Source organism: Pseudoalteromonas sp. AOP31-A2-14, assembly GCF_052378035.1.
Taxonomy (GTDB): domain Bacteria; phylum Pseudomonadota; class Gammaproteobacteria; order Enterobacterales; family Alteromonadaceae; genus Pseudoalteromonas.
This window is the reverse complement of record NZ_JBQSXI010000001.1, coordinates 3015424-3038174: the sequence shown is the minus strand read 5'-3', so window position 1 is coordinate 3038174 and position 22751 is coordinate 3015424. Positions and strand designations below refer to the sequence as shown.

19 protein-coding genes are annotated in these 22751 nt (G+C 42.2%); 8 read left to right on the top strand and 11 right to left on the bottom strand.

Annotated elements, in window-relative coordinates:
- Positions 1 to 3: 3 nt before the first annotated feature.
- Both hutH and hutU read right to left on the bottom strand, forming a co-directional pair.
- Positions 4 to 1536, bottom strand: a complete 1533-nt coding sequence (gene hutH / locus ACT3S9_RS14050; RefSeq protein WP_441994668.1) for a histidine ammonia-lyase — start codon at positions 1534 to 1536, stop codon at positions 4 to 6.
- A 9-nt stretch (positions 1537 to 1545) separates the two neighbouring features.
- Positions 1546 to 3219, bottom strand: a complete 1674-nt coding sequence (gene hutU / locus ACT3S9_RS14045) for a urocanate hydratase (RefSeq protein ID WP_441993006.1) — start codon at positions 3217 to 3219, stop codon at positions 1546 to 1548.
- 802 nt (positions 3220 to 4021) lie between these two features.
- Between hutU and ltrA the strand changes: the two genes are divergently transcribed.
- Positions 4022 to 5296, top strand: coding sequence for a group II intron reverse transcriptase/maturase (gene ltrA, locus ACT3S9_RS14040; protein ID WP_086960535.1), 1275 nt, complete (start codon positions 4022 to 4024; stop codon positions 5294 to 5296).
- A gap of 128 nt (positions 5297 to 5424) precedes the next feature.
- On the opposite strand, the gene hutC is transcribed toward ltrA, so the two are convergent.
- Positions 5425 to 6132, bottom strand: coding sequence for a histidine utilization repressor (hutC, locus tag ACT3S9_RS14035; RefSeq protein WP_441993005.1), 708 nt, complete (start codon positions 6130 to 6132; stop codon positions 5425 to 5427).
- A 108-nt stretch (positions 6133 to 6240) separates the two neighbouring features.
- On the opposite strand from hutC, the gene hutI reads away from it, so the two are divergent.
- On the top strand, positions 6241 to 7485 hold the full coding sequence (gene hutI / locus ACT3S9_RS14030; RefSeq protein WP_441993004.1) for an imidazolonepropionase: 1245 nt from the start codon (positions 6241 to 6243) through the stop codon (positions 7483 to 7485).
- Positions 7486 to 7554: 69 nt separating this feature from the next.
- Here hutI and ACT3S9_RS14025 read toward each other — a convergent pair whose 3' ends face one another.
- Positions 7555 to 8613: a formimidoylglutamase gene (locus tag ACT3S9_RS14025; protein WP_441993003.1), complete on the bottom strand. Its 1059-nt coding sequence runs from the start codon at positions 8611 to 8613 to the stop codon at positions 7555 to 7557.
- A gap of 2 nt (positions 8614 to 8615) precedes the next feature.
- A complete protein-coding gene (gene rraA / locus ACT3S9_RS14020) occupies positions 8616 to 9113 on the bottom strand; it encodes a ribonuclease E activity regulator RraA (protein ID WP_441993002.1) in 498 nt (165 codons plus the stop codon).
- A gap of 214 nt (positions 9114 to 9327) precedes the next feature.
- Here rraA and ACT3S9_RS14015 point away from each other — a divergent pair, with 214 nt between their 5' ends.
- Both ACT3S9_RS14015 and ACT3S9_RS14010 read left to right on the top strand, forming a co-directional pair.
- On the top strand, positions 9328 to 9879 hold the full coding sequence (locus ACT3S9_RS14015) for a phosphatase PAP2 family protein (RefSeq protein WP_441993001.1): 552 nt from the start codon (positions 9328 to 9330) through the stop codon (positions 9877 to 9879).
- Positions 9876 to 10907: an MJ1255/VC2487 family glycosyltransferase gene (locus ACT3S9_RS14010; protein WP_441993000.1), complete on the top strand. Its 1032-nt coding sequence runs from the start codon at positions 9876 to 9878 to the stop codon at positions 10905 to 10907. The genes ACT3S9_RS14015 and ACT3S9_RS14010 overlap by 4 nt, the downstream gene beginning before the upstream one ends.
- Before the next feature lie 261 nt (positions 10908 to 11168).
- Here ACT3S9_RS14010 and ACT3S9_RS14005 read toward each other — a convergent pair whose 3' ends face one another.
- The 5 genes from ACT3S9_RS14005 to priA form a co-directional block, all read right to left on the bottom strand.
- On the bottom strand, positions 11169 to 11543 hold the full coding sequence (locus tag ACT3S9_RS14005) for a gamma-butyrobetaine hydroxylase-like domain-containing protein (protein WP_441992999.1): 375 nt from the start codon (positions 11541 to 11543) through the stop codon (positions 11169 to 11171).
- Positions 11544 to 11607: 64 nt separating this feature from the next.
- On the bottom strand, positions 11608 to 12936 hold the full coding sequence (gene hslU, locus ACT3S9_RS14000; protein ID WP_444751001.1) for an HslU--HslV peptidase ATPase subunit: 1329 nt from the start codon (positions 12934 to 12936) through the stop codon (positions 11608 to 11610).
- Positions 12937 to 12947: 11 nt separating this feature from the next.
- Complete coding sequence (hslV, locus tag ACT3S9_RS13995) at positions 12948 to 13466, bottom strand: ATP-dependent protease subunit HslV (protein WP_441992997.1); 519 nt, start codon at positions 13464 to 13466, stop codon at positions 12948 to 12950.
- An 80-nt stretch (positions 13467 to 13546) separates the two neighbouring features.
- Positions 13547 to 14077, bottom strand: a complete 531-nt coding sequence (locus ACT3S9_RS13990) for an SPOR domain-containing protein (protein WP_444751000.1) — start codon at positions 14075 to 14077, stop codon at positions 13547 to 13549.
- Between the two features lie 19 nt (positions 14078 to 14096).
- Positions 14097 to 16271 carry a primosomal protein N' gene (gene priA / locus ACT3S9_RS13985; protein ID WP_441992995.1) on the bottom strand — a complete coding sequence of 725 codons (2175 nt, stop codon included), beginning with the start codon at positions 16269 to 16271 and terminating at the stop codon, positions 14097 to 14099.
- Between the two features lie 243 nt (positions 16272 to 16514).
- Between priA and rpmE the strand changes: the two genes are divergently transcribed.
- The gene (rpmE, locus tag ACT3S9_RS13980; protein ID WP_441834081.1) at positions 16515 to 16730 is read left to right on the top strand and encodes a 50S ribosomal protein L31; all 216 of its coding nucleotides are present in this window, start codon (positions 16515 to 16517) and stop codon (positions 16728 to 16730) included.
- Positions 16731 to 17244: 514 nt separating this feature from the next.
- Complete coding sequence (locus ACT3S9_RS13975; RefSeq protein ID WP_441993106.1) at positions 17245 to 18486, top strand: malic enzyme-like NAD(P)-binding protein; 1242 nt, start codon at positions 17245 to 17247, stop codon at positions 18484 to 18486.
- 62 nt (positions 18487 to 18548) lie between these two features.
- Here the strand turns inward: ACT3S9_RS13975 and metJ are convergent, their stop codons facing one another.
- Positions 18549 to 18869, bottom strand: a complete 321-nt coding sequence (gene metJ / locus ACT3S9_RS13970; protein ID WP_441834083.1) for a met regulon transcriptional regulator MetJ — start codon at positions 18867 to 18869, stop codon at positions 18549 to 18551.
- A gap of 233 nt (positions 18870 to 19102) precedes the next feature.
- Between metJ and metB the strand changes: the two genes are divergently transcribed.
- Together metB and metL are read left to right on the top strand one after the other, a co-directional pair.
- On the top strand, positions 19103 to 20368 hold the full coding sequence (gene metB / locus ACT3S9_RS13965; protein ID WP_441993105.1) for a cystathionine gamma-synthase: 1266 nt from the start codon (positions 19103 to 19105) through the stop codon (positions 20366 to 20368).
- 4 nt (positions 20369 to 20372) lie between these two features.
- Positions 20373 to 22718, top strand: coding sequence for a bifunctional aspartate kinase/homoserine dehydrogenase II (gene metL / locus ACT3S9_RS13960; protein ID WP_441993104.1), 2346 nt, complete (start codon positions 20373 to 20375; stop codon positions 22716 to 22718).
- Positions 22719 to 22751: the final 33 nt, after the last annotated feature.

The window sequence follows — 22751 nt, the reverse complement described above, 5'->3', positions numbered from 1 at the left end:
TATTTAAAAAGATGGCAATACTGCGCTAGGTAATAAGCTACACAGTGTGCCTTGTTGTAATAAGGCGTTAGCGGCTTCGATATCGGGGCCAAAGTAACGGTCTTTATCGTAGTAGCTTACTTTTTCACGTAAAGTCGCTTTAGCTTGCTCTACTTTATCGGACGCTTTAAGTGGCTTTCTAAAATCAAGCCCTTGCGCCGATGCTAACCATTCAACTGCCAACACACCTTGCGTGTTGTCGGCCATTTCACCTAAACGACGTGCAGCAAAAGTAGCCATTGATACGTGATCTTCTTGGTTTGCTGAGGTCGGTAAGCTATCAACAGAGGCTGGGTGTGCCAACGACTTATTTTCAGAGGCAAGCGCCGCCGCGGTTACTTGGGCAATCATAAAGCCTGAGTTAACGCCGCCGTTCTCAACTAAAAATGGCGGTAGCTTTGACAGGTTTGAATCAATTAATAGTGCAATACGTCGCTCAGCTAACGCGCCAATTTCAGCAATCGCAAGAGCTAAATTATCAGCAGCCATAGCAACGGGCTCTGCATGGAAGTTACCTCCAGAGATAATATCGCCTACATCTGCAAATACTAGCGGGTTATCGGTAACGCCGTTTGATTCGCACAATAATACCTCAGCGGCTTGGCGAATTTGAGTTAAACAGGCGCCTAGTACTTGTGGTTGGCAGCGTAAGCAGTATGGATCTTGTACTTTTTCACAATCGACATGAGCTTCACTAATTTGTGAGCTATCACCTAGTATTTCGCGAAATATAGCGGCGGAATCAATTTGCCCACGCTGACCGCGTATTTCATGAATACGTGCATCAAATGGCGAACGACTCCCCATGGCGGCTTCAATGCTCATCGAGCCAATAGCACAGCTTTGTGCATATAGGTTTTCAGCGCGGAATAACCCTTGTAGTGCAAATGCGGTCGATGCTTGGGTGCCATTTAATAGTGCTAAGCCCTCTTTAGCAGCAAGAGTAAGGGGTTCGAGTCCAGCTATTTCAAGGCCTTCGGTAGCGCTGATTAACTTGTCTTGATAACGCATTTCGCCCTCACCTAAAAGCGCTAAGCACATGTGTGAAAGCGGCGCTAAGTCACCTGATGCACCTACAGAGCCTTTTTTTGGCACGCACGGGTAAACTTCTGCTTCAAGTAGTTTTATAAAAAATTCAATTACTTTTAAGCGAATACCTGAAAAGCCACGCGATAATGAATTGATTTTTAATACCATCATCAAGCGTACCGTACTGTCGTTCATAAACTCGCCAATGCCTGCAGCGTGAGAAAGTACAATAGAGCGTTGTAGTAGCTCAAGTTCATGCTCTGCAATTTTTGTGTTGGCTAATAAGCCAAAGCCGGTATTTATACCGTACACGGTGCGTTGTTCGTTGATTACGTCTTGCACCGTTTGCGCACTGGCTGCAATCTTAATGTCGCTATCTTTAGCGAGTGTTAGTTTTATTGGTGATAAACTAATTTGACGCAAGCTGGCTAAATCAAGTTGGCCTGGTGTGAGAGTGTGTTCAAACATGACTAATCCTTATTCTTTATTCAGCATAGGTAGGTCGAGACCTTGTTCGTTGGCGCAATTAATGGCGCTATCGTAGCCTGCATCGGCGTGGCGCATAACGCCTGTTGCAGGGTCATTCCAAAGTACTCGGCCTATACGAATAGCGGCTTCATCAGTACCATCAGCAACAATCACTATGCCAGAGTGCTGACTAAAGCCCATACCAACGCCACCACCGTGATGTAATGACACCCACGTCGCACCGCCTGCGGTATTAAGTAAGGCATTCAATAATGGCCAATCTGATACTGCATCAGAGCCGTCTTTCATGGCTTCGGTTTCACGGTTAGGGCTAGCTACTGAGCCTGAGTCTAAATGGTCACGGCCAATAACAATCGGGGCTTTTAACTCACCATTTTTTACCATTTCATTAAATGCCAGCGCTAAGCGCGCTCTGTCTTTTAAGCCAAGCCAACAAATACGTGCTGGTAGGCCTTGAAATTGAATGCGATCACGGGCCATATCAAGCCAGTTATGTAAGTGTTTATCGTTGGGGATAAGCTCTTTTACTTTAGCATCAGTTTTATAAATATCTTCTGGATCGCCAGAAAGTGCAACCCAGCGGAACGGGCCAATACCTTGACAAAACAGTGGACGAATATAAGCTGGCACAAAGCTAGGAAAGTCAAAAGCATTCACTACGCCTTCTTCGAAGGCCATTTGACGAATATTATTGCCGTAATCGGTCGTTGCAGCACCGGCTTGTTGCAGTGCCAACATCGCTTTTACTTGCACCGCCATTGATTGCTTAGCAGCTTTTATCACGGCTTTACCATCTTTTTCGCGCATGTTGGCGGCGTGGCGCATATCCCAACCTTGTGGCAAGTAGCCATTTAGCGGATCGTGAGCAGAAGTTTGGTCGGTCACTACATCTGGAGTAATGTTACGCTTCACTAGCTCGCTAAATACGTCAGCGGCATTACCTAATAAGCCAACTGATAGCGCCTCACCTTTAGCGCATGCATCGTTAATACGAGTTAAGGCATCGTCTAAATCAACTGCTTTTACATCAACGTAGCGAGTTTTAATGCGAAAATCGATACGGCTTTCATCACACTCAACTACTAAGGCACTAAAGCCCGCCATTGTTGCTGCAAGGGGTTGCGCGCCGCCCATACCGCCTAGGCCGCCGGTCAATACCCATTTACCTTTAGCATCACCAGCAAAGTGCTGCTTTGCCATGGCGACAAAGGTTTCGTAGGTGCCTTGCACAATGCCTTGAGAGCCAATATAAATCCATGAACCAGCAGTCATTTGCCCGTACATCATTAGGCCAAGTTTATCTAGCTCGTTAAAGTGTTCCCAATTAGCCCAGTGCGGCACGAGGTTTGAATTGGCAATCAATACGCGTGGTGCATTACTGTGAGTTTTAAATACCCCAACAGGCTTACCTGATTGCACCAGTAAGGTTTCGTCATCTTCAAGTCTATCAAGGGTTTCTATTATTTTATCAAAACATGGCCAATCACGGGCTGCTCGGCCAATACCACCGTATACCACTAGCGCATGAGGATGTTCTGCTACTTCTGGATCGAGGTTGTTCATTAGCATGCGTTTTGCCGCTTCGCTAAGCCAGCTTTTTGCGCTGATTTTATCTCCGTGAGGAGCACGAATTATGCGTGATTCATCGAGTCTATTGTTCATTATATGATCCTGTTGTATATACAAGCTTAATGCTTTTAAAAAATACGCTGTAAAGCGCATCTTTTTGTTTGCCCAGCGAAGCTGGCAAACCCGATAGGCTGAAAGATGCCTTATCACCCTGACTAAGGGGAAGATAATCTGAATGGCAAGGGCGTCACTGGCCAACGGTGGGGTCTGAAGGAAGCCATAAGAAGTTAGAGGTACACAACTAACCGTAACCTGTTTCGGCAGTATTGGTGGGTCAGCGTGCAAAATAGCGCAACGCCCTATACTTAGTCAGACCAATACTGTGCTTGAGGGTGGGATTTCTAACAGGGAGCCAGTGCAGTAACTGGGGAAGCCTGGCATCTAAACTTAATGAGAGTAAGTGGCCTAAATTCAAGGTGAAAGCCAAGATTTAGTGTCGGTGTGAGGTGGCAGATGAACCCGTAGTAGTGAGTAAGGCTAGGCCGATGAAAGCCAGTAATGGTGTGGAGGGGAAAACCAAGCCGACCATCAACATTATGTTTGATGGGGTCAACTTTAGCCAAAAGCTTTAATTGATTGCGAAGGGGGGAAGTATTCTTTAAGCGTATGAAAGACGGGAACTTTTGTTTATCGGCTCACAAGTATTTCGACGGAAATAGCCAAAATATGACGGCCAAACAGGAATGTAGACGCTGAGAATTGAAGGGCGAGCAATGGAGTAATGACTGACCACTTAGGCAGATTGCCAAAAAAGGCTAGCACACCTAATGTCATCATGAAGAATCAGCGATAAGTAGAGTGACACGAGCAGACATACCGCAAGCAAAGGCAGAAAATGACAGTTTACTACAGCTTGTACGGACAATTATTAGACATTAATAACCTGTACAAGGGATTCAAAAAAGTGAAAGCAGCTAAAGGAGCGGCCGGAATAGATAGGCAGACCGTAGGCGCATTCGCCCTGAATTTAGAAGCAAACTTAAAACAACTGCAACTTGAGCTGCAAACCAAGCAATATAGGGCACAACCTGTCAAACGGGTGGAAATACCCAAAGATGATGGCGGTGTCAGAATGCTAGGTATCCCCGCAGTTCGAGACCGAATAGTGCAACAAACACTATTGAACATACTCCAACCGATATTCGACATCGACTTTCACCCATCGAGTTATGGGTATAGGCCGAAACGAAGCTGTCATGACGCTATCAGTAAAGCAAGTGTATTTATCCGTAAATACCATCGCGACTGGGTCGTAGACATGGATTTGTCGAAGTGTTTTGACCTGCTTGATCATGCTTTGATAATTAGGAGTGTTAGACGCAAAGTGACGGACGGTAGTATTTTAAAACTGATTAATCAGTTCTTAAAAAGCGGAGTAATGATAGGTGAACACTGGGAGGCTAGTACGATAGGAAGCCCACAAGGTGGCGTAATTAGCCCGTTATTGGCCAATATCTACCTAGATGCTTTCGATCAAGAAATGAAAAAGCGTAATCACCGAATAGTGAGGTATGCAGATGATATCTTGATTTTGTGCAGCACAGAAAAAGCAGCGCAAGAAGCACTTAAGGCATCCACCCAGATACTAGAGCGAGACTTGAAATTAACCGTGAACCAAAATAAAACCCATATTGCTCATAGCAGCAAAGGAGTGAAGTTTTTGGGAGTAGAGATAGGTAGCCAGTGGACACGGATACAAGCATCAAAACTCATCGGGTTTAAACAAAAAGTGAAGCAATTAACAAAACGTAACGGCGGCATAAATTTAGCAGAAGTAATAAAACGGCTAAATCCAGTTGTGCGCGGTTTTGTAAATTATTTTAGTATAGCCAATTGTAAACGAGAGCTAAAAGCCTTGGCAGGTTGGATCAGACGAAGACTAAGGGCAATACAGCTGAGGTTGTGGAAGAAGCCATCAAGGCTACATCGACGACTAAAGCAGTTAGGAAAAAAGCCACCGTTTAAGTTCATTAAGATGAACTCGTGGCGTAACTCACTAAGCCCTTTATCTTGTGTATCGATGCCAAACCAATGGTTTGAGGAGCTTGGTTTATATCCAATAGAAAAAGTGAATACGGGATGGCTTGCTTTATCGGCGTTTAGGAAATAAGTTGATAAAATGTGAAGGGTACAGGAGCCGTATACGAGGTCCGTACGTACGGTTCTGTGAGAGGGATGAGGCATAAGCCTCACCCTACTCGATGATATTTATACCTGTAAAAATTATAGTCTTTAAATTTATTTCTTAAATGTTAAGTGCCCACCTAAACGGTATTTGTTACCTGGCGATACTAGCCGAGCAAAACTAACAATACCTTGCGATGACCATGTACGGCGAATTACCTGTAAGCAGGGTTCTTCATAGTATAAGTTTAGCCATTGGCACATTTCGCTATTGGGCATAATTGCTTCTACTGTGTGATGCGCCTCGGTAAGTGGTGCCACACTCGATAAATATTCATGGGGCGTATGGGCATGAAAATTCTGCTGTAAATAATTACTTGCAAGCGTTGGGTTCACAAACCGCTCTTCTACCTGCAAGGGATGATCGTTTTCGTTATGCACAATCACACTGCGATAAACTACACTGTCAATATCAACACCTAGAGCAATAGCAATTGGTGCGAGCGCATTGATTGATTCTAAAGCTTTAATGGTGCAGCTATAAGCGCCACTTCGGGCTTTTACTTCATCAGCAATGTTTTTAATTTCAAGCATAGATGATTGCGATTTAAAACTCGCTACAAACGTACCTAACCCTTGGCTACGATTTAATATTCCGGCTTCTGTTAGCTCGCTAAGTGCCCGGCGTGCCGTCATACGGCTAACGCTAAACTGCTTTGATAGTTCATTTTCAGAAGGCACGCGCTGGTCTTCAAGCCACAGACCAGAACGAATATTAGCAACAATAAATTGTTTAATTTGGGCAAATTTAGGTGTGCTCATAGTATTAAGCGATACTTTAACGTTTTTATCTGATTACAAAGATGGCATAGTTACCTTGTATATACAAGATGGCTTGTTAAGCTGATAAAAACATTTTAAAGGATGGTTATGGCTATAACTGTAAATGACGCATGCCCAGAGTGGGATTTATTAATCACGGATGCCAATATTGCTACTATGGATATCAGTATCGATGCCCCGTATGGCACCATCGAAAATGCAGCATTAGCGATAAAAGATGGCTTAATTGCATGGCTTGGTAAGCAAACTGATTTACCTAAATTTGATGTGTTTTCCACTCCGACCATTTCCGCTAAAGGGGAGTGGTTAACACCGGGTTTGATTGATTGTCATACCCATTTAGTTTTTGCAGGCTCACGTGCAGAAGAGTTTGAGCAGCGCTTACAAGGTGTCAGCTATGAACAAATAGCCGCGCAAGGGGGCGGCATTGCCAGCACTGTGCGCGCCACCCGTGAGGCGGATCATGAAAGTTTATTTGTGCAGGCAAAAGATCGCCTTAATACACTTTATGGTGAAGGTGTTACCACCGTTGAAATTAAGTCGGGTTATGGACTTGACTGTGAAAACGAAATAAAAATACTCGAAGTAGCACGATTGCTTGGTGAAAATCATCCGGTAGATGTAAAAACGACTTTTTTAGGTGCGCATGCTTTACCGGGGGAATATAAAGACCGTAGTGACGAATATATTGAGCTGGTGTGTAACGACATGCTTGAACAAATAGTCAGTGCTGATTTAGCCGATGCAGTAGATGTTTTTTGTGAAAATGTTGGCTTTAGTAACGCCCAAACACGGCGGGTATTTGCTGCGGCTAAAAAACATAACTTACCGGTAAAATGCCATGCTGAGCAGCTTTCAAACCAGCAAGGTGCAATGCTGGTGGCTGAGTTTAACGGCCTATCGGCCGATCATATTGAACACTTAGATGAAGCTGGTGTTAAAGCGATGTCAGAGGCGGGCACAGTGGCGGTATTATTGCCTGGTGCTTTTTACTTTTTACGAGAAACCAAGCAACCGCCCATTGCGCTTTTACAGCAACATGACGTGCCAATTGCGATAGCCACCGATTTTAACCCTGGCACATCACCACTGTGTTCATTGCAATTGATGATGAATATGGGATGCACGTTATTTAGGTTAACGCCAGAGCAAACTCTAACAGGTGTAACACGAAATGCGGCAAAAGCACTGGGCTTAGTAGATCGTGGAATATTAAAAGTGGGTATGCGAGCAGATATTGCTCATTGGCAAATATCACACCCCGCACAATTAAGTTATCAATTAGGTGTAAATAAACTGTTGAACCTGTGGGTTTTTGGTCGGCTTAACTAGTTTTTTTGTTGTTTTAGCTGTATTTATTTACGCTCATCTGTGTTGGCTGAAGCAACAGCAATTAGGGGGTTAAGCGTTGTGTCTAGACTCTCTAGCACCAAGATAAGTATTCACCAGAGCTGTAATAATTTGTCCCGAGGCGTTCATGCCGGTAGTTAAACCATTGGGGTCTTGATTGGGAGCAGCTTCGCATAAATGAATGTAGTGGGTATTTTTTTGTGTTGCTGCTAAATAAACAAAATGCTCCGCATCGCTCACGCTAAACCCACAATAGGTATATGCACTGGCGGGCATATGTGAAATGCTATCTAGGTCTACTTCAATACCAAGCGGGCCGTCATTAAGGTTACAGAGCGCTTTTTGGCATGCTTCAGTTAGGGTTATATCTCGTTTTACTTGTATCTGTTGGTAGCTATCATAAGAGAAATGGGCGGCTTTTAAAGCATCAATAATGGCTTGGTTATTTTTTTGCTCATGAAATCCCATAACATGGTAGTTATTAAGGTATTTTTCCTCATAAGCATAACGAAAGCCATTTCCGCTATGGCGACCTTCACAATCACGAAAATCAGCATGAGGGTCAAAATTAATTGCATTAACAGGCGCATTTTTAGACTGACTCAAGGCGCGAATAATGCCATAACAATTATTATGCCCGCCACCAATAATTATTGGTTCAAGCCCTGCGGCAAAAACGAGCTTAAGCACTTGCGTAACACGCTCATCGATTTCTGCGCATAGCGTTCTAAGTTGTGTTAATTGCTCCGGGTTTTGATTATCGAGGTGCTGTGCTTTTTGAATTAAATCATCCAGGTTGACCTCACCGAGTAGGAGTACTTTTTCGGTGGCTACAAATTGATTATTTGACTGGTTTAAAAAACGATTTAAAAACGCTTGCCAGCCATCTTCTGCGCCGCCATTACCACCGTTAGCGCGAGGGCCAATATCTTCGCAAACTCCCAATAGCACATAACGAATACCAAATTGCTTGGCATCATGCATAGCGGCTAAGGGATCAACCTGCGTGTCGAGCAAGGCGAGCGATTTCCATACTTTTTTTTCATTATGACGACGACCGCATAAATGTTTAACGGTCGCCTCTGTATAAACAGTTAAGTGCTGGCTCACTTTTAAGCTTCTATAATTTCCAGCTCTAACTCTTCGGCAGATAGCACAATGCCGGTGCTATCGGCGTAGATGAAGTCATCATCAAAAAAAGATACGCCAGCAAAGTTAACACCTATGGCATCTTCGCCAGCACCTTGGCTATCAGCGGCAACAGGAATAGAGCCGATAGCTTGCACGCCAATATCAAGCTCTTCTAATTCATCAACATGGCGAATGGCACCATATACAACAATACCTTCCCAATTATTTTCAATAGCAAGTTCAGCAAGTTCAATATCAATTAATGCGCGGCGAGTTGAACCGCCACCGTCAATTAATAGTACACATTGTTCACCATCTTGAGAGAGTATATCGCGGATCAGCTCATTGTTTTCAAAGCATTTAACGGTCTTAATGCGGCCACTAAACGAATGACGCCCACCAAAGTTAATGAACATTGGTTCGAGCACATCAACCACATCGGCAAAGTGATCGCATAAATCTGAAGTGCTGTAATCCATTTTATTATCCTCTAAAGAGACTATTGATTCTTAACTAGTATACCCTGCTTAATTGCAATAACAACGACTTAATGCACCTTTAAAGGGATAATTTGCACAAAATATACTCTAGCTCATAGTGCGCAACATTAGTGTCTTAAAAACGTCACTCGATTGTTATTTTTAACGTCTAAGCTGAGCTTGTACATAGTTTGTACAGCTTTAGGAGTAAACCATGAGTGACAAAAATGTAGTACAAAACCGTTTATTGCAACAACTAGCGCAGGTTGACGAGACCCTTTTTCTTAAGCTGTTTAATGGTAACTCTCCGAATTGGTTAAAAGTATCCGCGTTAGGTTTTTCAAAAAGTGGTGATGGCGGTTTATATTTATTACTGGCAGTGTTGCTTAGTTGGCTTGGTACTGAGCAGCAGCCTTATTTGGGATTAACTTTATTAGTCGGTTTTTTGATTGAGCGGCCAATTTATTACGTGGCAAAAAATAGCTTTGCACGTATTCGACCATGCGATTGCTTAGTTAAAGGCGCTTATATCGTACCTAGCGATCGGTTTAGCTTACCTTCAGGGCATAGCGCAGGGGCATTTTTAGTCGCAGTGATCTTAAGTCAGTATTTTCCTGTATTTAGTTGGCTTTGGCTTAGTTGGGCGGCAGGAGTTGCAGCATCGCGAGTATTATTAGGCGTACATTTTCCCGCTGATGTGGTTATTGGCGCGTTAATAGGCTCAAGCTGTGGGGTGCTCGCGCTAATGTGTGTTGAGGTCTTATGAGAATATTGTATGGAATTCAAGGAACAGGTAATGGTCATATAACTCGAGCGCGAGTCATGGCAAAAAGCTTTAAAGCACTGGGAGTGCAGGTTGATTATGTTTTCTCAGGCCGGGCGAAAAATAGTTATTTTGACATGGATGATTTTGGAGATTTCCGCAGTTTTGCAGGACTCTCGTTTAGCACGCAGTGTGGCCAAATTAATAGTTATAAAACCCTAAAAAATGCGCGCGTATGTCAATTAGTTAAAGATATAAAAAAGCTTGATTTAAGCCCTTATGATTTTGTATTCAATGACTTTGAACCCATAACAGCGTGGGCGGCTAAAAGGCAGAATAAGCCAGTGGTAGGAATGAGCCATCAAGCAGCATTTTTATCACCTAAGGTGCCATTGTTTGGTTGGGCTGGGCTGCGTCGCTGCTTAATTAAGCACTATGCCCCAGCGAATATTTATTTAGGCGTACATTGGCAACCTTTTTCTCAGAACATTATTCCACCATTTATTGTTCAAAATCAGCATCATAACCAGATTGTTGTTAATAATAAGGTGTTGGTTTACTTACCTTTTGAAGAGCTTGTCAGTATTGTTGATTACTTTAAAGACTTTCCTGAAAAAGAGTTTTATTGTTACCACCCAGATGCCAAAAACAGCTCGTTAGGGCATATTCATTTACGTACGCCGTCACGAGATGGCTTTTTAAATGATCTAGCCAATAGCTGTGGCGTTATTGGAAATGCGGGGTTTGAGCTTTCGAGTGAAGCATTAAAGTTGGGTAAAAAATTGTTGCTTAAACCACTCAGCGGCCAGTTCGAACAAACGGCCAATGCTAAAACGTTATTATCAATGCAGGCTGCCCACGTTATGAATTACCTTAACCCGTATGTACTTGATGATTGGCATAATAGCCAACAACGAAAAAAAATTAATTTCCCAAGTGATCCCACGCCATTAATTACATGGTTAAAAGCCAAGCAATGGCAAAACACTCAACAATTGCATCAATTTTTGTGGCGGTCAATTACTTCATAATATTTTAGCAGGTACTTGTATAGACGATAAACCCATCAAGCTGATTGTTTTATAAGTTTAAACAGTTTTGTGCTGCTTTGGGTTTATAGCCTTGTCGGCGCTAGGGAGATTGAGTAAGGATTATAATGATAAATCAGTGGTTTAAGTTGGAGTTGAGGCCTCGTTACCTTGCGCGTTTTTTGGGTCTTCAGCTTCGCTTAACCAACAACTACATTGCTAGCTTTAACGCTTGGCTGTTCTAACTTTCCAATTAGCTAACAATCAGGGCACAAACTTAATTGGTACGCTGTCTTTACTCGCTTCATGTTCTACAACACGCTGCTGGTAAGTTTGCCACAAGCTGGTTTGCTGATCTTGTAAGTGATGAAGGTAAGCCCAGCTGAATAAGCCGCTATTGTGACCATCGTCAAAGTCTAAACGTAGTGCGTAATGGCCGACGGGTTCAATCTTTTTAATACCAACTGACTGCTTATCAAGCACGAGCTTCATAGGTTCATTGCCGTGCCCTTGCACCTCTGCAGAAGGAGAGTGCACCCGTAAAAACTCACTGCTGAAGGTTGCATGTGATTCATCATCAAAATAAACGTCGAGGGTTTTACTTTGCTTGTGATAATGAACTTTAGTGACTTGTTTCATAAAAAATACTCTTAATAAAAAAGCCTCCAGTGGGAGGCTTAATATAGTATAGCTTAAAAGGTGTCTAAAGAATAAAGCGACTTAAGTCTTCATCTTCAACTAGAGCTCCTAGGTGCTTTTCAACGTAGGCGGCATCAATTACTAAACTCGAACCTGCTTTTTCCGAGGCATCGTATGAAGTTTCTTCCATCAGTTTTTCCATCACGGTATGTAAACGACGAGCACCGATGTTTTCGGTTTTCTCGTTTACTTGCCAAGCGGCTTTAGCAATGCGTTTTATTGCATCGTCAGCAAACTCAATACTCACTTGCTCAGTTTTTAATAGCTCACGTTGTTGCTCAGTTAATGATGCGTGAGGCTCAGTTAAGATGCGTTCAAAGTCATTAGCTGTAAGTGCCTCAAGTTCAACACGAATCGGTAAGCGTCCTTGTAGCTCTGGGATCATGTCTGACGGTTTTGACATTTGAAACGCACCAGAGGCAATAAATAACATGTGATCGGTTTTCACCATGCCATGCTTAGTATTTACCGTTGAACCCTCAATAAGCGGAAGTAAATCGCGCTGCACGCCTTCACGGCTTACATCAGGACCAGAGGCTTCGCCGCGTTTACAGATTTTGTCTATCTCATCAATAAACACAATACCGTTTTGCTCAACAGAGAAGATAGCCTGTTCTTTAAGCTCTTCAGGATTAACCAATTTAGACGCTTCTTCTTCAGTTAATAACTTAAAGGCCTCTTTAATTTTTAACTTACGTTTAGTTCGCTTATCATTTGACATGTTTTGGAACATGCCTTGTAATTGATTGGTCATTTCTTCCATGCCCGGTGGCGACATAATTTCAACATTAGGCTGGGCTTGGGCTAAATCAATATCAATTTCTTTATCATCAAGCTGGCCTTCGCGCAGCTTTTTACGAAATGATTGACGAGTTGATGAATTGTCATCGCGCTGGCTTTCCCCGTGAGAATCTTTTGCCGGCGGCAGTAACACATCTAAAATACGTTCTTCAGCAGCTTCTTCTGCGCGGTGCTTAAATTTTTCAGTTTGCTGCTCGCGAGTCATTTTAATCGCTACTTCAACTAAGTCGCGAATAATGGTTTCAACTTCTTTACCGACATAACCTACTTCGGTGAACTTAGTTGCTTCGACTTTAATAAATGGCGCATTAGCAAGCTTGGCTAAACGACGGGCTATTTCAGTTTTACCCACACCGGTTGGACCAATCATTAAAATATTTTTTGGCGTTACTTCATTACGTAGATCGTCATTTAACTGCATACGGCGCCAGCGGTTTCGAAGTGCGATAGCCACTGCTTTTTTTGCATTTGCTTGGCCAATAATATGCTGGTCAAGTTCGTGAACGATTTCTCTTGGAGTCATTGCAGACATAGCAGTTCCTATTACAATTCTTCGATAGTTTGGACGTTGTTGGTGAATACGCAAATATTGCCTGCAATCGTCAGGCTTTTTTCAACAATTTCTTTTGCGCTTAAGTCGGTGTTTTCAAGTAGTGCGGTTGCTGCTGATTGAGCAAAGTTACCGCCACTGCCAATAGCAATGAGGTCATTTTCTGGCTGCACTACATCACCATTACCGGTAATAATTAAGGAAGCTGTTTCATCGGCTACAGCAAGCAAGGCTTCGAGTTTTCGAAGGGCTCGGTCACTACGCCAATCTTTGGCCATTTCAACGGCGGCTTTGGTTAGGTTGCCTTGGTGCATCTCAAGTTTACTTTCAAAGCGTTCGAACAGGGTAAAGGCATCAGCAGTGCCGCCAGCAAAACCGGCGATCACTTTGCCATTATAAAGGCGTCGAACTTTGCGGGCATTGCCCTTCATTACGGTGTTGCCAAGAGATACTTGGCCATCGCCACCAATTACAACTTTGTCATCGCGGCGTACACTTACAATCGTGGTCATGTTATTCCTCATCATCGAGTTGCAGGGGCAACTCGTAAAAAGCGGTTGATGAGAAGTTAATATGGGTTAATGGGCTAAATTCAAGTCCAAAGCCAAATTCCACAGCCAGTTACTTTGCTTCGTTTAAGTTTATTTTTGTCGCTCTCGGCTAAGCGCTTGGTTTTATATGGCCCTAATCGTACTTTATACCATACCCCATTGCTGCCAGTAGACTTTTTAATTTCGGCAATTAAGCCTGCAAAAGCAATTTTTGCTTTAAGAGTTTCGGCTTGTGATTTGGTTTTAAATGAGCCACATTGCATAACATACGGGCCTTTTTGCTCAAGCTTTTTAATTGTAACTTGAATTTCTTGCTCTTTGATTTCTTTAATGAACTCAGGAGGGCGAGGCTTGGCTATTTTTGACTCTGACTTTGCTTTTGTAGGGTTAGCTTGTTGTTCAACAAGTTTAGGGTCAGCATTCTTTTTCACATACCAAAGGCCAAAGCTAAATCCGCCAACTAACAAAACAGCTAAAATAATCAGTAAAATAGGCAAAGGCTTTTTCTTTGGCGGTTGCTTTTTACTCTTACGGTTGCCCGGTTTTTTATTAATGAAATCGTGTTGTGCCATAACTGTTGGACTTGTTACCTTAAATCATGTCGATTGGGTCTACATCTAAGCTCCATCGCACCTTTTGCGCTAGTTTATTGGTACTTAAATAGTCGACCATTTGCGCGAGATATTGATGTAAAAGAGGGCGATCGTGCGCTTGAATATGTAATTGAAAACGATACTTACCTGCTACTCGCTCAAGCGGCGCAGGAATTGGACCGAGCAATTGTATACCAGATAGGCCTTGAACAGGAACCAAATCCGTTAAAAAATCGACGACTTGCTTAATGTTGTGACCTTCAGCACGAACAATAGCCATATTAGTGACGGGGGGGAGTTCTGCATCATTGCGTTCTTGTAGTGCAAAGCGTGCAAAGTCTTGGTAACCATTATTTACTAAATCTTGTAATAATGGGTGCTCAGGGAAATGGGTTTGTAGTAATACTTGTCCGGGTTCGCCACTACGTCCAGCACGTCCTGCCACTTGAGTAACGAGTTGAGCTAAATGTTCGGTGGCGCGAAAGTCACACGAATATAAGCCGCTATCCACATCTAAAATTAGCACTAAACTAACGTCAGCAAAGTGGTGGCCTTTCGCCAGCATTTGTGTACCGACTAATAAACGGGCGCCGCCTTGATTTATGTCATCCAGCGCCTTTTCAAGGCTGCCTTTACGTCGTGTAGAGTCGCGGTCTATACGGCTAATTGGCGTTTCTGGAAATTCAGTCATTAAAAACTCTTCAATTTGCTCAGTGCCTTTACCATTAGGAAATATTTGTGTACTACCACAATCGGGGCATTGATGAGGCACATTGTTTTGTTCGCCGCAGTGATGGCAAATCATTTGGCCAATGGCTTTATGAAATGTAGCACTGGTGCTGCAACGTGAGCACTCACTTAGCCAGCCACACTCGTGACATATTAATGTGGGGGCAAAGCCTCGGCGGTTTAAAAAAACCATTACTTGTTTACCGCGCGCTAAATGTTGGCGCATAAAGGCCAGGCTCGCATGGGCTATCCCGGCTTGATCGGGCTGGCCTTTCATGTCGATAAGTTGAAACTGATTGTCAGTGCTGGTTTGTGCTCGCTCAGTTAAACTAAGCAATTGGTATTTATTGTTCAGTGCTTTATGTAGCGTTTCAAGAGCTGGAGTGGCACTGCCCAATATTAGCGGTATTTTATGTCTATAAGCACGATAAGCCGCTAAATCACGAGCATGATAGCGTAAGGTATCTTGTTGTTTAAATGAGCTGTCGTGCTCTTCATCAACGACAATCATGCCGAGCTTTAAAAATGGCAAAAAGATGCTAGAGCGAGTGCCAATTACGATTGCACAACTACCTTTCTCACAAAACCGCCACGTTTGTAAACGTTCATTATCGGTCAGTGCTGAGTGCCAAAGCATTATTGGCGTGTCTGGAAAACGGCGACGAAAACGGTTAACAGTTTGCGGTGTTAGGCCAATTTCAGGGACTAATACTAACGCTTGCTCACCCCGTTGTAATACATTTTCAAGGCATTGTAAGTACACCTCTGTTTTACCGCTACCGGTTACGCCTTCAAGTAAAAAGCTGTTAAACCCGTTACTTTGATTAATACTGGTGCAGGCAACCGCTTGTTCTTTATTGAGGGTTGGTTTAGTGCCGATTGTTGGGGCTACTTGCTGCCATTGATTGTCGTATTCAATGCTTTGCTCAATTAGTCCTTTAGTTACTAAGCTGTCGATGGTTTTTTTAGTAAAGCCCAGCGCTTTTAATTCTGTGAGCGACGACTTGCCTGAATTGGCAAGTTGCTTGAGTAGGTTTAATTGGGTTTTAGCTTTAAGTGATGGCAGCTTTTCGCCTTTTTCGCTAAGCGATACCATACTGATACTGGTTTTATCAGCGCATTGCCCTTGACGCAGCGCCGCTGGAAGCGCTATATGAATCGTTTCGCCTAGTGGGTAGCAATAGTAGCGGGCCGTGAACTTGAGTAAATCAAGGTGTTGCGTACTTAAAATAGGTTGGTCATCAATGACTTCGATAATCTGTTTGATTTTATTATCTGGCACGTCAGTCGTATTTTTAAGTGCGAGTACCACTGCGACCTTTTTTTGATTACCAAATGAGACGGTGACACGCATGCCTGGCGTTAACGGTGGTTGTTGTTCGTCAATTTTATAATCAAAGGTTCGGTGTAACGGAACTTTTATAGCAACTTCAACAAAACTCATAAATAACTCACCGATAAACTAATCTCTTAATGTACTAAAAATACTTGTAAAAACATACCAACAAATAACCTAAGTTAAAGTGATTGGTTACTTTTTAATAAGTTTTTTAGTAAAAATCACATATAAAGCTTGTGGCGGACAGGCTTGTTGAATAGAATACGCGCCCTAACTAATTTGTTTTAATCGACGTATGGTACCAGACTTCGGGTTTGGAGAGCGATGCGGCCTTAACTAGAGGTTTCTATGAAAAAAGGTATACACCCTAAGTACGAAGTAATTTCAGCAACTTGTTCGTGCGGAAATAAATTCGAAACAAGCTCAACTCTTTGTAAAGATATTCACTTAGACGTTTGTTCAGCTTGTCACCCGTTTTATACTGGTAAGCAAAAGATTTTAGACACTGGTGGCCGTGTTGATCGTTTCAACAAGCGCTTCGGTGCACTTAGCAGCAAAAAATAATTATTGCTGTTTAGTTGAAAGAAGCACCTTAGGGTGCTTTTTTTATACCTAAATTTCCTGCCATTTAATCTTGCCCACGTGGTTTCTCCTACATAACTATTTATCTTCTTTATACTGGCTATATTTATTGTGGTGCAGACAAAGTGTACTTTTGTTTTTATATTTTAATCAGTTTATATAAAAATATAGTCGTCATTAAAACACAAAATGTAGTTATCTTGTTGCTATATGGTTCTAACTTCTTAATTATGAATGTAAGTAAGGTATTACTGCTAAGTGTGCCTTGAAGTGTATTTTTTAGTAAAAATATATTGGTTAATATAACTAAATTATGAATTTATATTAGTTTAAATTATGTTTTTTTTGGTGAAGATTGTAGCCAAAACGCATAAAATTAACGAATATAGCTTATAACAGGATAGACCTGATATTGCTTGAATTTAATTATAATATAGGTATGGTTCTAACAAAAGCAACTCTCTCTCACTTTAACTTTGCAGGATAAAATCGCGTTATGTCAGATTTTCGTGAAAAAGCACTACATTACCATGCCCATCCCGTTCCAGGAAAAATCAGTATCGAGCTTACCAAGCCTGCTGAAACAGTCCATGATTTAGCGCTCGCTTATAGCCCCGGTGTTGCAGAGCCTGTACGCGAAATTGCCGCTGATCCTGCTAATGCTTATAAATATACTGGCAAAGGTAATACGGTTGCGGTGATCACAAACGGTACTGCTATTTTAGGATTGGGTAATTTAGGTCCGCTTGCTTCAAAACCTGTTATGGAAGGTAAAGCACTATTATTCAAGCGTTTTGCAGGTTTGGATTCAATTGATATTGAAGTAAAGCACCGCACAACAGAAGACTTTATCAATACTGTGGCTAATATCGCCGATACCTTTGGAGGTATCAATTTAGAAGATATTAAAGCTCCCGAGTGTTTTGAAATCGAAAAAGCCTTAATTGAGCGTTGTAGCATTCCAGTGTTTCATGATGACCAACACGGCACCGCGATTGTCACTGCTGCTGGTATGATCAACGCACTTGAAGTACAAGGTAAAGATATCGAAGATGCTATTATCGTATGTTTAGGTGCAGGCGCTGCCGCAGTTGCCTGTATGGAGCTATTAATTAAATGTGGTGCCCTGCGTGAACATATTTATATGCTTGATCGTAAAGGTGTTATTCACACACGCCGCGATGACCTGAACGAGTATAAGCAATTATTTGCTAACAATACGGATAAGCGCACCTTACAGGATGTTATTGAAGACGCTGATGTGTTTGTTGGTGTGTCGGGTCCTAACTTATTATCTGCTGAAGATTTAAAACTAATGGCAGACAGACCCGTGGTATTTGCTTGTTCGAACCCAGATCCAGAAATTTCTCCGGTGGTGGCTCACAATGCGCGTAATGATTTAATTATGGCAACAGGGCGTTCTGATTATCCAAACCAAGTAAACAATGTTTTATGTTTCCCGTTTATCTTTAGAGGCGCATTAGATGTACGCGCAACTGTGATTAATGACGAGATGAAAATTGCCGCCGTGGATGCTATTCGTAGTATTGCTAAAGAACCAGTACCTGCAGAGGTGATAAAGGCTTCTGGCGTTGATAGTTTAGAGTTTGGTGCAACTTATATTATCCCTAAGCCAATGGATCCGCGTTTATTGCCACGCATCGCTAAAGCGGTTGCGCAAGCAGCGATAGATTCGGGTGTAGCGCAAATAGATATGCCAGACAACTACATGGCGTAAAGTTAATATTAAAAAACCTCAGTAATTTACGTCGCTGAGGTTTTTTTATGCTTATTATAGAGCTACTCTTCGCTTAAGATGGGCACTTCTAGTCCCATTTCTTGCATTATTTTCTTCACTTCTTCAGGCACTTTTTCAGCGTTATCTTTACGTAAGTCTTCATCATTTGGTAAAGGTTGGCCGGTAAAAGCATGCAAGAATGCCTCACACAGTAGTTCGCTATTAGTTGCATGTCGTAAGTTATTAATTTGGCGGCGAGTACGCTCGTCAGTTAAAACTTTTAATACATTTAGCGGGATCGAAACGGTGATCTTTTTAACTTGCTCTGATTTTTTCCCGTGTTCTGCGTATGGGTGAATATATTCACCATTCCATTTAGCCATAAGATGTATCGTTGCCTCAGGTTATTAATTGTTTGCATAGCCTTTGCTACGCAAAGATGCCGAAATTCTATCTTGTTAAACAAGATAGTCAAATACTTGTTGTTTAGCCATCTAGGAGGTTAAAAGTTTTTACTGCTGTATATTCGTCTAATAACGCTATAAATGCTTTGACTTCTTATATTTGATCACCTAACCTTTTAGACGTCTAAACATCCAATTATATAGGTGACGATATGAGTCAAAAAAACAAAGCAACCATTACAGTGCGTAGTGGCATTGATGCCGATAAACACCATGGCGCAGTTGTACCGCCGCTTTATTTATCGACCACCTACTCATTTGCTGACTTTGACACTAAGCGTGCTTATGATTATGGTCGCAGCGGTAACCCAAATCGTGACATCTTAGCTGAAACCCTAGCCGAGCTTGAAGGCGGTGCTAAAGGCATTATTACTGCAACCGGTATGTCAGCGGTCCATTTAGCTACGCAACTGCTTAACAGCGACGATACACTGGTAATACCGCATGACTGTTACGGTGGCAGCTACCGATTATTTACTTCACTTGCTAAGCGAGGCTTGTTGAAGCTTGAGGTTTTGGATTTAACCAAAGCTGAAAATCACCAAAAAATTCTTGAAATAAAACCAAAACTAATTTGGATTGAAACCCCCAGTAACCCAATTTTACGCTTAACCGATATAAAAGCGATTACCACAATTGCAAAGCAGTGTGGCGCATTAGTGGGCGCAGACAATACCTTTTTATCGCCAGCTTTACAAAATCCTATTGAGTTTGGAGTTGATATTATAGTGCATTCAACCACTAAATATATTAATGGTCATTCTGACGTTGTGGGCGGTGCTGTGATTGCAGCTACTCAAGAGTTAGGTGATGAGCTTGCTTGGTGGGCAAACAATATAGGTATTACTGGCGCACCATTTGATAGCTATCTAACGCTACGCGGCCTGCGTACGCTTAATGTACGTTTAAAGCAACACCAAGAAAATGCTTTCACGATTGCCGAGTATCTCGAGTGTTCACCGTTTGTTAGCCAAGTTTATTATCCTGGCCTTGCATCTCATCCGCAACATGAGCTTGCTAAAGCGCAGCAGCGTGGTTTTGGTGGTATGGTGAGTTTTGATATTAAAGGTGATGTTAATGATGCAGCAGCGTTTTTAACTAGCCTTAAAGAATTTAGTTTAGCAGAGTCTCTGGGGGGAGTAGAGAGCTTAATTTGTCATCCTGCCACTATGACTCACGCAGGCATGGAACCAAAAGCACGTTTAGAAGCGGGCGTTGGCGATACGCTTATCCGTATGTCAGTAGGTATTGAAGATGTAAAAGATTTACTGGCTGATTTAGACCGTGTATTTAATAAAGTTAAACCTGGTCAAGGGCTGCAGCAAGCAACTCAAGACACCAAAGAGCAAGCGAAAACAGCGCAATCCTCAACTTATAGCAGCTTTGCATTAACGGCTGCTCATACGGCACTATGGTAATAATATGGTAGATGTTGTTCATAAATTTGGTGGTTCTAGCTTAAGCTCTCCTGAACGTTATCAGGCGGTTGCGAATATTGTATTAGCTAATAGCCAATCGGGCGACTGCATAGTCGTTTCTGCAGCGGGTAAAACAACCGATACACTCGTTAAGCTTTGGCATAGTTATCAGCATGAGGATAACCAAGCCCAAAGTGATATTATTTTATTATTAGATAATCACCAACGTTCGTTGATTGAGTCGTTATTAAAAGGCGCACAAAAACAAAAATTACTTAGCTTGCTCAATCAAGAGCTTGCTGCTATTAGTGAATTGGCACATAGCAATAATTTACACGAGGCAACATTATTAGCGCACGGTGAATTGTGGTCAGCGCGTTTATTAGCGGCTTACCTAGTTGAGTTAGGTATTGAAGCGGGAGCGATAGATGCTCGTCAGCTATTCACTTTGAATGACGGTCAGTTATTACATCAAAAAAACCAACAGCAATGTAGTGAGTTAATCAATAAGCATCAAATTAATGTGGTTACTGGTTTTATCGCTGCTGATTGCCAAGGTAACGCAGTAACTCTTGGTCGTAATGGTAGTGATTACAGTGCAACATTATTGGGCTATTATTGCCAAGCAAAACAGGTTTCAATTTGGACTGACACGCAAGGTGTATTTAGTACTGATCCGCGCAAAGTTAATAAAGCGATTAAGTATTCTAAAGTATGCCGTGGACAAGCTAACTTATTAGCACGTTTAGGTAATCCTGTGCTGCATGCAAAAACATTGTCGCCACTTAAAAACACAGGTACTAAATTACTGGTACGCAGTAGTTATGACTGCGATGCCAGCTCTACCGAAATTGTCAAAGAAGGTTTTTGTAAAGCAAAGCGCTTTATTACTACCCTAGAAAATATTGATTTATTGCGAGTGGATAAGTTAAAGGCGGGCGAAGTAGGTGAGTTGAGCCAGTTGATTCAACATAGTTTGCATCACTTTAGCAAAAGTGGTGACACTTATTTATTAGTTCCAGCGCTTGCTACTCACCAAGTGGTTAACTATTTAACTGGGCGGGTTAATATTATTGAGTCAAACCTCAATGGTTGTGCGGTTGTAGCGCCAGAAGCGGATATTAAGCACCTAGCAGAGCAAGCTGTAACAGTACTTAGTGAACAAAGCATCGTGACGCGTTTTAGTCATCAAGATCAAGATTACCTATTAACGCTTACCGACCAAAAGCTCACTAGTGATGTACTGAGTATTTTGCATGATAAGTTAATTAATAAAAGCCAAGAATTAGCGCTTATTATCGCCGGTCTTGGCAATGTGGGCGAAACCTTTATTGAACAGCTTGAGCAGCAACTAATGCGATTGTCAGCGCAATTTAATATTAAGCTTGTGGGTTTGCTTCGCTCTGAGCAGATGCTATTTAGCCCAAGTGGTATTAATTTAACGAGCTGGAAAACACAATGGCAAAATGAAGCGGTTAACTATCAGCAAGATGAATTGCTCGCGCATATTAGCGAGCTTGATTACGAACATAAAGTGGTGATTGATATCACCGCCAGTGAAGGTTTTAGCCTACTTTATCCAGCTTTTGTTGATTTAGATTGCCACTTAATAAGTGCTAATAAATATGCAGGTACTGCAGATAACAGCTGGTATCAAGCACTTCGAAATAACTTAACTGAGCGTAATTTACTATGGCGCTATAACACGAGTGTTGGTGCGGGCTTACCGATTAATTTTACCTTAGCTGATTTACAAAATAGTGGCGATAAAATCACTCATATTGAAGGGGTTTTTTCAGGCACGCTCTCATGGCTATGTAGCAGCTATGATGGCAGTCAGCCATTTTCAGAGTTAGTATTGGAAGCGCAAAAAATGGGCTTTACTGAGCCAGATCCACGTGAAGACTTATCTGGCCGCGACATGCAGCGTAAGTTATTAATACTTGCTCGTGAGGTTGGCTTAACCTTAGAGCTTGATGATATCGCGCTAACGCCACTAATGCCTGAGCAATTAGCGGGTGGTGACTGGCAGTCATTTTTAGATAATAAAGACCTACTCGATACTTTTGTGGCTGAAAAAGCTGCTGCTGCAAAAGCTAAAAATGAAGTGCTACGTTACACCGGCGCACTAAGTTTAATTAATGGTAAAGTCGCGGCAGAAGTGGGCTTAGTCAGTGTGCAAAAAAGCGATGCACTTGCGAACTTAACTCCCGGCGATAACATCTTTGTTATTAATAGTCAGTGGTACAGCGATAACGCGTTAGTAATACAAGGCCCCGGTGCGGGTAAAGAAGTGACTGCAGCAGGTGTTCACTCTGATTTATATTGGCTTGTACAAAATCTTCAATAAGCAACATAATTATCCTAATAAAAATGCCAGCAA